The sequence below is a fragment of the Corynebacterium tapiri genome (genome assembly GCF_006334925.1).
Taxonomy (GTDB): Bacteria; Actinomycetota; Actinomycetes; order Mycobacteriales; family Mycobacteriaceae; genus Corynebacterium; species Corynebacterium tapiri.
The window spans coordinates 1-12,709 of sequence record NZ_VDHJ01000005.1 but is presented as its reverse complement, the minus strand read 5'-3'; the positions used below and the strand labels follow the sequence as shown (position 1 = coordinate 12,709).

The 12,709-nt window shown below is 61.6% G+C and carries 13 protein-coding genes and 1 other RNA gene; 11 read left to right on the top strand and 3 right to left on the bottom strand.

The features are described from left to right. Position 1 precedes the first annotated feature (1 nt). Together hisN and FHE74_RS04025 are read right to left on the bottom strand one after the other, a co-directional pair. Positions 2 to 787 carry a histidinol-phosphatase gene (gene hisN / locus FHE74_RS04030; RefSeq protein ID WP_139465227.1) on the bottom strand — a complete coding sequence of 262 codons (786 nt, stop codon included), beginning with the start codon at positions 785 to 787 and terminating at the stop codon, positions 2 to 4. Beyond that, entirely contained in the window at positions 780 to 1,637 is an 858-nt protein-coding gene (locus FHE74_RS04025; RefSeq protein WP_139465226.1) for an inositol monophosphatase family protein, read from the bottom strand. Before FHE74_RS04025 ends, hisN begins: the two co-directional genes overlap by 8 nt. Before the next feature lie 70 nt (positions 1,638 to 1,707). Here FHE74_RS04025 and prfB point away from each other — a divergent pair, with 70 nt between their 5' ends. The 4 genes from prfB (at position 1,708) to FHE74_RS04005 (ending at position 5,240) form a co-directional block, all read left to right on the top strand. Continuing rightward, positions 1,708 to 2,808 (top strand): peptide chain release factor 2, encoded by a 1,101-nt coding sequence (gene prfB / locus FHE74_RS04020; protein ID WP_139465225.1) that lies wholly within the window; start codon positions 1,708 to 1,710, stop codon positions 2,806 to 2,808. Positions 2,809 to 2,918: 110 nt separating this feature from the next. Next, entirely contained in the window at positions 2,919 to 3,761 is an 843-nt protein-coding gene (locus FHE74_RS04015) for a GDSL-type esterase/lipase family protein (RefSeq protein WP_139465224.1), read from the top strand. 225 nt (positions 3,762 to 3,986) lie between these two features. Then, positions 3,987 to 4,472, top strand: a complete 486-nt coding sequence (gene smpB, locus FHE74_RS04010) for an SsrA-binding protein SmpB (RefSeq protein ID WP_139465223.1) — start codon at positions 3,987 to 3,989, stop codon at positions 4,470 to 4,472. Positions 4,473 to 4,553: 81 nt separating this feature from the next. Beyond that, complete coding sequence (locus FHE74_RS04005) at positions 4,554 to 5,240, top strand: SDR family oxidoreductase (protein ID WP_139465222.1); 687 nt, start codon at positions 4,554 to 4,556, stop codon at positions 5,238 to 5,240. Position 5,241: 1 nt separating this feature from the next. On the opposite strand, the gene FHE74_RS04000 is transcribed toward FHE74_RS04005, so the two are convergent. Further along, positions 5,242 to 6,417: an alpha/beta fold hydrolase gene (locus tag FHE74_RS04000; RefSeq protein WP_139465221.1), complete on the bottom strand. Its 1,176-nt coding sequence runs from the start codon at positions 6,415 to 6,417 to the stop codon at positions 5,242 to 5,244. 211 nt (positions 6,418 to 6,628) lie between these two features. Between FHE74_RS04000 and ssrA the strand changes: the two genes are divergently transcribed. From ssrA to FHE74_RS03965, 7 genes are all read left to right on the top strand, one after another. Continuing rightward, positions 6,629 to 7,010, top strand: a transfer-messenger RNA (tmRNA) gene (ssrA, locus tag FHE74_RS03995). A gap of 94 nt (positions 7,011 to 7,104) precedes the next feature. Next, the gene (locus FHE74_RS03990) at positions 7,105 to 7,800 is read left to right on the top strand and encodes a hypothetical protein (RefSeq protein WP_139465220.1); all 696 of its coding nucleotides are present in this window, start codon (positions 7,105 to 7,107) and stop codon (positions 7,798 to 7,800) included. A gap of 80 nt (positions 7,801 to 7,880) precedes the next feature. Beyond that, complete coding sequence (locus tag FHE74_RS03985; protein WP_139465219.1) at positions 7,881 to 8,300, top strand: hypothetical protein; 420 nt, start codon at positions 7,881 to 7,883, stop codon at positions 8,298 to 8,300. 191 nt (positions 8,301 to 8,491) lie between these two features. After that, positions 8,492 to 9,517, top strand: coding sequence for a siderophore ABC transporter substrate-binding protein (locus FHE74_RS03980; RefSeq protein ID WP_139465218.1), 1,026 nt, complete (start codon positions 8,492 to 8,494; stop codon positions 9,515 to 9,517). 87 nt (positions 9,518 to 9,604) lie between these two features. After that, positions 9,605 to 10,594, top strand: coding sequence for an ABC transporter permease (locus FHE74_RS03975; RefSeq protein ID WP_218973316.1), 990 nt, complete (start codon positions 9,605 to 9,607; stop codon positions 10,592 to 10,594). After that, the gene (locus FHE74_RS03970) at positions 10,587 to 11,609 is read left to right on the top strand and encodes an iron chelate uptake ABC transporter family permease subunit (RefSeq protein ID WP_246049178.1); all 1,023 of its coding nucleotides are present in this window, start codon (positions 10,587 to 10,589) and stop codon (positions 11,607 to 11,609) included. Before FHE74_RS03975 ends, FHE74_RS03970 begins: the two co-directional genes overlap by 8 nt. After that, the gene (locus tag FHE74_RS03965) at positions 11,606 to 12,361 is read left to right on the top strand and encodes an iron ABC transporter ATP-binding protein (protein WP_139465215.1); all 756 of its coding nucleotides are present in this window, start codon (positions 11,606 to 11,608) and stop codon (positions 12,359 to 12,361) included. The genes FHE74_RS03970 and FHE74_RS03965 overlap by 4 nt, the downstream gene beginning before the upstream one ends. Positions 12,362 to 12,709 lie beyond the last annotated feature (348 nt).

Sequence of the window (12,709 nt, the reverse complement as noted above, 5' to 3'; positions counted from 1 at the left end):
GCTAGCTCCCCAGCATCCCCAGCACATCCTCGTGCAACACCCCATTCGTGGCCACCGCATCGCCACCGTGCGGGCCGTCCTCACCAGCCAGTGAGGTGAATCGCCCGCCAGCCTCAGCCACCAGCACGGATAAGGCAGCCAGGTCCCAGAGCGAAACCTCCGGCTCAGCTGCGATGTCGACTGCGCCCTCAGCAACCAGGCAGTAGGAGAAGAAGTCGCCATAACCGCGCAAGCGCCAGGTCTTCTCGCTCAGCTCGAGCACGTTATTTAACAACCCGCGCTCCTTCCAGCCGGCAAGGCTGGATAGGGAGACGGAGGCGTCGTCAAGCGATGCCACCCGAGAGACCGCGAGTTTCTTGGGGGAGGAGCCGTCGATCGTGCGCCACGCGCCGGTGCCGCTGGCCGCCCACCAACGGCGGGACAGAGCGGGGGCGGAGATGACGCCGAGGACGGGCACGCCGTCCTGCAACAGCGAGATAAGCGTGGCCCACACCGGTACCCCGCGCACGTAGTTTTTGGTGCCGTCGATGGGGTCGATGGCCCATTGGCGGCCGGAAAACTGCACGTCGCCGCCGAATTCCTCGCCAAGGACTGCGTCGTCAGGCCGCGCGGACTCCAGGCGCGAGCGCAGCTCCTTCTCCACGGTCAGATCGGCCTCGGTGACCGGGGTGAGATCGGGCTTGGAGTCGACCTGCAGGTCGCTGGCCTCGAAGCGCTCGGTGGTCAGGGCGTCCGCGGCGTCGGCAAGCTCGAGGGCCAGGGCGAGGTCGTCGGCGTAATTAGTCATGCGTCAAGAGTGTAGCGATCTCATCGACCACCTCGGCCGATCCAGCGATGCACCACTCGACCCCACCGGCGGAAATCTTGCGGCCCACCCCGCCGGCACCTTCGATCAACGCCTTGCCCGGCAGCCAGTCCCAGGCGGGAACGGAGTGCTGGATCCAGGCGCCACTCGTGCCGTCGGCAACCCCGGCCAGATCAACCGACCCGGCACCCAGCATGCGCAGCGTGGCGGCGGTACTGGCTACGCGGTTCCAGGGCTCGCGCACCTGATCGTTGGCAAGGAAGCTGGGGTGAAGATACGTGGCCAGGCAGGTCTTTTCCAGGCTGGGGGCGGCGTCGATACGCACCTTCTCACCATCGCGCATCGAGGGAATGTTCGGGCCACCGACCCACGTGTATCCCATAGCCGGGCGATGCACCGCGCCCAACACCAGCTCCTCCGGTTCCTGCGGATCCCCCTTGACCAGCGCGAGCGCCGAGCACCAATAATCCGAACCGCGGGTGAAGTTGTACGTCCCATCCACCGGATCGATCACCCAGGTGCGCCCGCTCGAACTCTCGCGCGCGGTGCCCTCCTCGCCCAAAATTCCGTCTTCCGGGCGTAGGGTCGAAAGCACCGCGGCGACGAACTGCTCGGCGGCGCGGTCGGCGTCGGTGACAACATCGCTAATCGACGTCTTGAAGTCCGTCTCCACACCCTGCTCGCGCAAGCGCCACGCCAGGCGGCCGGCGTTGTAGACGAGAGTGGCGGCCAGACGCTGGTCGTCGTCATCCGCATGCGCGACGCTATAGGTCTTAGCGATGGCATCGACCATCTCGGTGAGGGTGGGCTGCTGCTCTGGGGAAGTGCTCATAGTCACCCATTGTGCCTTGCCAGGCTCCCGCGCACGGGTTAAGTGGGGCAAGCGGCTAAACTGTGTGCCCATGCGACCGGAGATTGCCGAACGTGTTGATGCCCTCGAATCCACCTTGACCACCATCGAAAAGGTGCTGGACCTCGAGGAGCTGTCCGCGCGCGTGCGTGAGCTTGAGCAACAGGCCTCCGATCCCTCGCTGTGGGACGACCCGGACCACGCCCAGCAGGTCACCAGCGAGCTGTCCTCGGTCCAGGCCACCCTGCGTCGGGTGCGTGACCTGCGCCAGCGTCTCAGCGACCTGCCGGTGATGTACGAGCTCGCCGAGGAAGAAGGCGACGCCAGCCTGGCGGACGAGGAACTGGACTCCCTGGCCAGCTCGATTGATTCGCTCGAGGTGACCACCATGCTCTCGGGGGAGTACGACGCCCGCGAGGCCGTGATCAACATTCGCTCCGGTGCCGGCGGTGTGGATGCTGCCGACTGGGCCGAGATGCTCATGCGCATGTACACCCGGTGGGCCGAGAAGGCCGGCCACAAGGTGGATGTGTACGACATTTCCTACGCCGAGGAAGCCGGCATTAAGTCCGCCACGTTCGTGGTCCACGGCGAATACATGTACGGGACGCTCTCTGTGGAGCAGGGAGCACACCGCCTGGTGCGCATCTCGCCGTTTGATAACCAGGGACGCCGCCAGACCTCGTTTGCTGAGGTGGAGGTTCTGCCGGTCGTCGAAAAAACCGACCATATCGATATTCCGGACTCCGACATCCGCGTGGACGTTTACCGCTCCTCCGGCCCGGGCGGTCAGTCAGTGAACACCACCGACTCGGCCGTGCGCATTACGCACCTGCCCACGGGAATTGTGGTGACGTGCCAGAACGAGAAGTCGCAGATCCAAAACAAGGCATCGGCTCTGAACGTTTTGCAGGCGAAGCTGCTCGAGCGCAAGCGCCAGGAGGAAAAGGCCGAGATGGACGCACTGGGTGCGGGCGGAAATGCTTCCTGGGGCAACCAGATGCGCTCCTATGTGCTGCACCCGTACCAAATGGTCAAGGACCTGCGAAACAACTACGAGGTTTCTGATCCATCCAAGGTGCTGGATGGGGACATCGATGGTTTCCTCGAGGCCGGAATTCGTTGGCGCATGAGCCAGCAGCAGGAATCCTAAAATTTCCTGTATCTGTAACGCCAAGGGCCTGTGTGCCCTATAGTCCTTACGTAAACGTCATCGCTTGGTTTCGAGCGGTGAACTATGCGATGTGAGAACAGGATAGTTAAATGCGCCTTAAGGCTCTGCTGGCTGCGGCTGCCGCCGCTGTTGCCACGCTTACTGCCCCTGCTGTGGCTTCAGCTGCCCCGAACGGAAACATCGTGGTGTTTGGCGACAGCTACGCGTCGAACCCCTACCTGGGCAACTTCGGGCCCATGGGTCTTCCGGGCTCCTCCGCTCCGGCGCCGGTGAACAACATTGACAGCGAAGGCTGCCTGCAGGGCGAGAACAACTGGCCGCGCAAGTTGGGCGCAATCACGGGCGCACCGGTGTCTGACTGGTCCTGCCCGGGTGACACCTCCCGTTCCATGCTCGAGCGCATCGATCGCGCGATCGCTACCGGTGAGTTGCACGCCGGCACCCGCTCTGTGGTGATCAACGTGGGCTTCAATAACTTCGGCCCGCTTGGTGTGATTGAAGATCAGCGCAACATCCTCAACTTCGATGAGGTTCACCGCGGCTTCATCAACGATCACAAGATCGCTGCCGACAAGATCCGCTCTGTGGCTCCGAACGCCAAGATCATTGAGGCTGGCCACGTTGCTGTGACCAACAACGATGTGTACTGCGCTGTAAACGTGGTTCCCAACCTGCCGGGTGGAATCTGGCTTGGCCTGCTGGGCGAGGTCGAGCGCGCCAACCAGAACAACCAGTACTGGGCCGCCGTCAACATCGGTGCAACCTACGTGGACATGAAGGATGCCTCCGCAGGCCACGGCTCCTGCGCCCCGGACCAGGAGCGCTTCGTCTCCGGCATCATTGACACCACCACGCCGAACTTCCAGATCGTTGCTCACCCGACGGAAAAGGCCAACGACTTCGTTGCCCACCGTCTGGCCCCGGTGGTCTAGGACCTTCCCGGTCAGCTCGCCCGCCGTGGTCTCGCCCTCGGGATTGACGGCGGGTTTTCGCTGTCTACAGGCGCCGGCTGGCAACAATGTCGGACGGGCAGCCGCCGTTTCGGGCCTGGGTGTCCGACAAAGTTGCCACAATCAGGCGAACCGCGCGCAGTCGAACCGCGCGACCAACCCGTTTTCGCTGTTTAACCCCCGTAGAGGGTAAGATGAAGCGCCATTATGGCCAAGAAGAAAAAGCAGGCCCCCGGGACCATTGCTACTAACCGCAAGGCCCGCCACGACTACACCATCCTGGATACGTACGAGGCGGGCATCGTCCTCGTGGGCACCGAGATTAAGTCCCTGCGCGAGGGCAAGGCATCCCTGGTGGAGTCCTTTGCCACGATCGACAAGGGTGAGCTGTGGCTGCGTAACCTGCACATTCCCGAGTACTCCATGGGCCACTGGACCAATCACTCGCCGCGGCGCACCCGCAAGCTGCTGATGCACCGCCGAGAGATCGACTCCATAGAAGGCAAAGTGCGTGACGGAAACCGCACCCTCGTCCCCTTGAGCCTGTACTTCAAGGACGGGCGCCTGAAGGTTGAGCTGGGGCTTGCGCAGGGTAAGCAGGACTACGACAAGCGCCAGGCCATCAAAAAGCGCACCGCTGAACGCGAGGTCGTGCGCGAGCTGGGCCGCAAGATCAAGGGCATCAACGCCTAAGAACTTCTGGCGCGGCGGCGACATTGTGCGGACAATGGGCTCCAGCAGTTGCCCATTGAACACAAGGAGCCTGATTTAGCCATGCGTACTGTTCTTGTTACCGGCGCTTCCCGCGGAATCGGGCGCGCCATCGCCCACGAGTTGGGGACCGATAGCCATATTTTGGTGGGCTCCACCAGCGAGGAAGCCGCGGCCAAGGTCGTCGAGTCCCTGCCCAGTGCAGAGCCCTTTGTTGCGGATCTGAAGGATCCGAAGGCCTTGGCCAGGGCGGTTGAGGGCGTCGACAAGCTCGACGCCGTTGTCCACAGTGCTGGAGTGCTCGAGCGCACCAGCGTTGCCGAGGCCTCGTGGCAGCAGTGGAGCTCCTCATTTGAGCTCAACGTCTTTGCCATCGCCGAACTCACGCGACTGGTCCTGCCCAAGCTGCGCGCCACCACCGGAACAGTGGTGACCATTAACTCAGGCTCTGGCCTGCATTCTGGGGCGGGCCAGGCGATCTATGCCGGCACCAAGTTCGCGCTGCGCGCTTTTACTGACGCCCTGCGCGCCGAGGAAAAGGGCGCTATCCGGGTGACCTCTGTCCACCCCGGACGGGTAGATACGGATATGCAACGCCAGTTGCGCGCGAGCGAAGGTATCGCTGCGGAGGACTACGACGGCCACCGCTGGGCGCGACCGGAGTCTATCGCCCGGGCGGTTCGCCTTGCACTGGATATGCCCGCTGACGCCTGTGTGGACTCGGTGCGCGTCAACCCCAGCGGGCTGTGACTTAGAGTCGCTCGTTGATCCAGTTGATGGCGGTGTTGATGACGTCGTCACGCACCGTCTCATTCATGGTCTCGTGCTTGAGGCCGTCCCAGATGATGTAGCGCTTATCCTGCGACCCAACCGCGTTGAACCAGTTGGTGTCGAGTTCGACGGGGACCACGCCATCGTTGTAACCATGCATGATCAGCGTCGGCTTGGTGTACTTCTTCGCGTTGTACGCGCTGTATGCCAGGGCTTGCGACAGCTGCAGCGAGGTCGAGGCCGAGATCTGGCGAGCGAAGAGCGGGTCGTTGGCACCGTCCTGAGCAATGCGCGGGTCGGAGTACACACCGTCGCCTAGCAGTCCCGGTGGCTGGTACTCCAGCATCAGCGGGTTGGGCAAGAACGCATCCTGCAGCGGCTGCGGAGACGTCTGCGGCATAACAGCCTGGTCTGGGTTCGAGGACGCCAGCGCCTGGTTCAGCGGGTCGTAGATGCTCTGGCCGAGCAGATCCTCCAGGTGCAGGGGAGCGGTCACCGGCTCGCCCAGCGCGGCGCTTTCGGGTGAGAGATTATTCAGGCGGATGTGCTCTCCACGCAGGGTGTTCGGTCCGTGAATGTTCGCCGGTACGCCACCACCGTTAGTGACGGTCATATCCACCTTGTCCGGGTGCATCGTCGAATACATCTGGGTGGCCATCGCGCCCATGGAGTGGCCCATCATGACCAGCTTGCCGGGAGACTCGGCGCGAGCTTGGTCGACCAGCTGATCCATGTCGTCGATAAGCCACGCGAAATTATCGACGTTTCCCCGCGCCACATTGGTCTCCGGCGCAGCAGAGTGTCCGTGGCCGCGGTGGTCAAGGCGGTAGACGTTGAAGCCCGCTTCGTTGAGGCGGTAAGTCACGTAGTCGTAGCGCCCGGAGTGCTCTGCCAGGCCGTGGATGAGCAGAATCGTTCCACGGGCGTTGGGGACGGTGTTGCGCGAGTACCACACCTGGGTTCCCTGCGGGTCGCGTGAGGTCATCCAGCCTTCGGTTTTGGTGGCACCGGGCCACACCATTCCGCGGATTTGACCGTCAAGGTTGGCGGTGGCGCTGGGGGCTGGGGCTTGGGCCTCGGCCGCAACGGGGGTTGCGGTGAAAAGGCTGATCGCTGCCAATGCAGTGAGTGCTCGGCGAGCGGTTGTGGACTTCATGAGCGCCTCCTTGGTGTGCACTCGAGTGGGGCTTGGGTGAGCTGAACTATATCCAGCTCACAATCAATTCAAAAAAGAGGGGTGGGTCACAATGTGGGGTGTGGGGGTGACGGAGGGGGATTATTGACTTGGAGGGTAAAGGCCAGGTAGTTTGAGTTATTCCCATGCAGGTATGGCGTGTAACAGCCTCCCACTGCGGGGAGCCGAACGAGGGGCTGACATGGTTTCGACTTCGGACACTGAGCCAGGGGAAGCGTGCCGGTGCAGGCTGGTGACCACCGTAAGCGTCGCAGCAAACTGATAAGCGCCGAGAAGAACTCTCAGCGTGACTACGCTCTCGCTGCCTAAGTAGCGACTTGCGTGTCTGTCAGGCCGGGTTTGTCACCGACCCGGACCCTGGCATCGACTTAGGTGACTTGCCTGTTGGCCGCGTCGGCGGGGCCAACAGGGACACCTTTCCGCCGACTGGGCTCATCATCCGGGACGGCGTCCGCCCAAGCCGGAGGGCCGAGTAGAGATCCTTGCGGACTGCGCACGGAGAAGCCCTGGCAACGTGCCGGAGGACCGGGGTTCAATTCCCCGCAGCTCCACCAAATGGCGAAATGCCCGGTTCGAAAGAGCCGGGCATTTGGCTTATCCGGGTCCATATCACCGGTGTGTACACCTCGTGCAACTACCCTGGCTGGCATGGAATCGTCGACAAGCAAAGCCCAAACCGGTGGCGTCGTTCTCGGCATGGTGCTCACCGCGCATCGCGAAGCCCCGGAGCAGCTCGCCAAGAACGTGCCGGGCGCGCAGCTCAATGACAACGTGTTTGCGGTCGAAGTTGACGGTATTTCGGTATTTCTTGCGCCTGTCCAGCGGGAATATTCCAACGAGGACGTGCTCAACAACATTCATCCGGTGTTTACGTCCGAGGATGAGATGCAGGCGATCGCCGAGCACGAGGGGCATCTGATTGTCACCGCCGCCAGCTTTGCCGATACTCCCGCCGCGCGTCTCGACGTCGCCCGTGCTCACCAAAAGGTCCTGAAAACCTTGGCGCGCAGTGAGCAGGTCGTGGCGTACTACCGCGAAGGAACCACCTTCGGCCCAGCTGCTCTTCAGCAGGCTGTGCAGGAGGATCCGCCCGTGCGCCTGAGCTGCCCGGTGTGGGTGTGGCAGGGCGAGGAGGGGGTTACCGCGTACACGTTTGGCCTGCATGAATGGGGGCTTCCGGAGCTGCAGGTTGTGGACTCGCAGGCCTCTCCGGTCGAGGTTATGGCGCACATTGAGGACCTGGCAGGGCTATTGCTCGTTGGGGGAGCGGTGCCGGACAATCTCGTCGAGAAGCAGTCGCGGTGGCTGGTCGCCGAGGCGGATGCCCTCAACCTTTCGCTCTGATTGCGCGGTGGGGCCTGGCGACCTACGCTGGAGCCTGTTGTAGATACGACAACATTCAAATGACCTAGAGAGGTAATGCAATGAACTTCCTGTCCAGCGCGGCCCTGCGAGTAATCCCCGGTGCCTTCATTCTCAATGCCGGCGTTCAGAAGATCGGTATGCCCGCCGAGGCTTCCGAAGGCTTGCAGGAGTTCGCCGCAACCGGTGTTCCCGCCGTGAAGGAGCTGCCGAAGGAGAAGTTTGGCACCATCATCGGTTGGTCTGAGGCTGCTGTCGGCGGCGCATTGCTGGCACCTTTCGTCCCTAACTTCGTCGCCGGTGGTGCACTCACCGCCTTCTCTGCCGGCCTGCTTTCCCTCTACTTCGCCGACGAGGAAAACACCGAGGACGACGGCATTCGCCCGACCGAAAAGGGGCTGGATCTATCCAAGAACGCGTGGCTGCTGGCCATCGGTCTGGGGCTGCTGACCAGTGTTGGTGGAAAGAAGAAGCGCAAGTAGTCTCGGTGCTCATCTCGGCCCCTCCAGTCTTTGTTGGCTGGAGGGGCTTTTCTGTATGGAGTTCCCTCCATGGCCGATTTAAGAAACACTATTGTGACGCAATTGGGGAATCATGTACGTTTAGGTAAAGCAACCCTAACTTAGCCTGTTGGGGACTATCACCGTTCAAACCAAAAGGATTCGTGGACACTGTGAACAAGCCTCGTCTGATCATCGCCGCCCTCGCAGCCAGCGCACTGAGCTTAAGCGCCTGCAGCACGGGAAACGATTTCGCCCAGTCGACTTCCTCCTCGGCATCCGCCGCAAAGGAAGGCGCACAGGCAGATTCCGGTGACACCATCTCCATCGAGGACAACCACGGCACCCAGCAGGTGCCCAAGAACCCGCAGGCTGTCGCCTCCACGGACAATCGCACCTTTGAGGTTCTGGCCAAGTGGGGTATTCCGCTGGTGGCAGCTCCCAAGCCGATCGTTCCGTTCACCGTCGAGCAGTACAAGAAGAACGACGAGGTCATCGACTTGGGCTCTCACCGTGAGCCTGACCTGGAGGCGCTCACCGCGGCTGAGCCCGATCTGATCGTCAACGGTCAGCGCTTCAAGCAGCACTACGACGACATCAAGAAGCTCAACCCGGACACCGCCATTGTCGAGTTCGAGCCGCGCGAGGGTGAGCCCCTGGACGCAGAGCTTAAGCGTCAGACCACGGCCATGGGCGAGATCTTTGGCAAGCAGAAGGAAGCCCAGGCACTCGTCGATGACTTTGACAAGGCCCTCGAGCGTGCCCGCAAGGCCTACAACAAGGACCAGAAGGTCATGGCCGTCAACGTCTCCGGCGGAACTATTGGCTACATCGCGCCGTCCAAGGGGCGCGTGTTCGGCCCGATCTTTGACATGGTGGGCATGACGCCGGCGCTAGAGATCGCCAACGCCTCTGATGACCACCAGGGTGACGACATCTCCGTCGAGGCCATCGCTCAGGCCAATCCGGACTGGATCCTGGTGCTCGACCGCGACGCCGGAACGAGCAAGCGCGACACCGCCGAGTACGTCGGTGCCAAGCAGGTCATCTCCGGTGCCGAGGCTCTGAAGAACACCAAGGCCATCTCCGAGGACCACGTGTACTACGCGCCGGAGGACACCTACACCAACGAGTCGATCATCACCTACACCGAGATCCTCAACCAGATTGCTGACCAGTTCGAGGCAGCGCAGAAGTAGCTTCTGCTCTGGTAATTCGGGGGAGAAGGGGCGTCGAGAAGCGATTTCCAACCCCCGAGTGTAGGTTTGCCTAACCAACCTGAAACAATGACAGCTATGAGCACAGCCGTTGACCGCACCCCTCGGACGCGTCAGCGGCTTTTTTCTGTGCCCTTTTTGGGGTTCCTCCTGCTCGTGGTCGGTCTCCTCATCGCTTCGCTCTTTATCGGGCAGTACGATCTGTCGAGCCCGGACGGCCGCGACATGTTCCTGATAACGCGAGTCCCGCGCACCATTGCTCTCGCGCTGGCGGGGGCCGCGATGGCGATGTCCGGGCTGGTGATGCAAATGCTCACACAAAACCGGTTCGTCGAGCCCACCACTACCGGCACAACGGAATGGGCAGGTCTGGGGCTGCTCTTCGTGATGTACTTCGCGCCGGCAGCGACGATTACCCAGCGCATGATTGGTGCGATTGTCTTTGCATTCATTGGGACGATGGTCTTTTTCCTCTTCCTGCGCCGAGTTTCGCTACGCTCCTCGCTCATCGTGCCGATCATCGGCATCATGCTGGGCGCTGTAGTGGGATCCGTCTCGACCTTCTTCGCACTACAGACTGAGATGTTGCAGCAGCTGGGCGTGTGGTTCGCAGGCTCGTTTACGGACGTCTACCGCGGCCAATACGAGGTGCTGTGGAGCGTCGTCCTCGTGGTGCTCGCGGTGTTCTTTGTGGCGGATCGGCTCACGGTCGCGGGCCTGGGCCAAGACATTGCCACCACCATGGGTGTGAACTACCAGCGCGTTGTTTTGCTGGGCACGGCGCTGATCGCCATCGCCACCGGCGTGGTCACCGTCGCGGTGGGAGCGCTGCCTTTCCTGGGACTGATCGTGCCCAACATTGTGTCCATGATGCGTGGCGACGACCTGCGCTCCAACCTGCCGTGGGTATGCCTCACCGGCATCGCCATCGTCGCGCTCTGCGACATCCTGGGCCGCGTCATCATCGCTCCCTTTGAGATGCCCGTTTCGGTGATCTTGGGCGTGGTCGGCGCCGTGGTGTTTGTTGCGCTCATCGTTCGGAGGTCGCGCCGTGGTTAGTACTGCAACAACGCCGCGATCCTCCGGGGCTTTTGCCACTCCTAGGGCTGCGCGCCGTTACTGGCTGCTGCTGATTGCGCTCGTCCTTGTCGGCGGTGCCGCCGGCTTTGGGCTGCTGGCCTACAGCAACCCCATGCCCTTTGGCACGGAGAAATTCTGGCTCATTGCCGAGCGCCGCCTCAACGGGGTGATCGCCATGGCCGTCGTCGCCGTGTGCCAGGCCGTAGCTACCGTGGCGTTTCATACCGTGACAAACAACCGCATCATTACCCCCTCGATCATGGGCTTCGAATCGCTGTACCTGGCGATTCATACGGCAACCGTCTACTTCTTCGGCGTCACGGGGCTTCTCGACGCCCGGAACACCACCATGTTCCTCATCCAGGTCGCCCTCATGGTCGGACTATCCCTAGTGCTCTACGCCTGGCTGCTCACCGGCAAGAACCCCGACATGCACGCGATGCTGCTGGTAGGCGTGGTCATCGGCGGGGGACTGGGATCGGTGGCGACCTTCATGCAGCGCATGCTCACCCCGAGTGAATTCGACGTGCTGACCGCGCGCCTATTCGGTTCCGTCAACAACGCCGACCCACAGGACTTCCCAGTTGCGCTGCCGCTCTGCGCGATCGCCGCACTAGGGCTCATCCTGCTCTCTCGCAGGCTCAACATTGTGGCGCTGGGGCGGGACGCGGCGGTCGGCCTGGGTGTGAATTACCAGCGACACGCCATAGCAGCGCTTATTTTGGTCAGCGTATTGATGGCGGTCTCCACCGCACTAGTAGGCCCCATGACCTTCCTGGGCTTCCTAGTGGCAACGCTGACCTATCAAATCGCGGGCACCTACGACCACCGGTATGTGTTCCCGATGGCAATCTCCGTTGCCTTCGTCGTGCTCGCCGGCGCCTACTTCCTCATGAACCACGTCTTCTACGCCCAAGGTGTGGTGTCCATCATCATTGAGCTCGTGGGCGGAAGTGTCTTCCTCCTCGTCATTCTGCGAAAGGGCCGACTGTGATCACGCTGTCCCAGGTATCCAAGTCCTACAGCTCCGAGGTCAACATCGGCCCGGTAGACATCGACATCCCGGCCGGGGGTATCACGGCGCTGGTGGGTCCGAATGGCGCAGGTAAGTCGACCCTGCTCACCATGATCGGTCGCCTGCTTGCCGTCGACTCCGGAACGATCTCCATCGCTGGCCACGACGTTGCGTCTACCAAAGGGACGGAACTGGCCAAGGTCGTATCGATCCTGCGCCAGGAAAATCACTTTGTCACCAAACTGACCGTGCGCCAGCTCGTGGGCTTCGGGCGGTTCCCCTACTCCAAGGGGCGCCTGACCGCCGAAGACGAGGAGATCATCTCCAAGTACATCGACTTCTTGCACCTGCGTGAATTGGAGAATCGCTACCTTGATCAGCTCTCCGGCGGCCAGCGCCAGCGCGCCTACGTTGCGATGGTGCTATGCCAAGAGACCGATTACGTCCTCCTTGACGAGCCACTCAACAATCTCGACATCGCCCACTCCGTGGACATGATGCGTCATCTCCAGGACGCCGCGCGCTCCCTCGGACGAACCATCATTGTGGTTCTTCACGACATCAACTTCGCCGCACGCTATGCCGACCACATCTGCGCTGTGAAGGACGGTCACATCGCGGCGTTCGGCTCTGTACAGCAGGTGCTTGACGACGACTTGCTCACCGACATCTTCAACACGCCCATCAGCGTGATCGACGGGCCCAACGGTCCGATCGCTTGCTACCACTAGCTGCGAAAATTACGCGAGTTTGCGTGTTTCTGGGGTAGTGGTCTAAAGTAATCCAAGTCGCCGCGCAGAGATGACCGCAAGGTTACATGCAGGTGGCGGAAGAAATTTTCAGTGAACTTTCCAGCAACGGTTTGACTGGGGTTGGTTGGTTACTGTAGTTTCACTCAGGCTTCCATCGTGATTGGTTGTTGTGACTGGTTTTCGGTGGTGTGCGTGTGTTGTGTGAGAACTCAATAGTGTGCCAATAACAGCATCATCATGTTTGTGTGGTGATGTGCACAAGTATGGATGTGCTGGCCTGTTTTGTACCCCGTCAATGGGTGGGCCGGCATGTTGATATTTTTCATT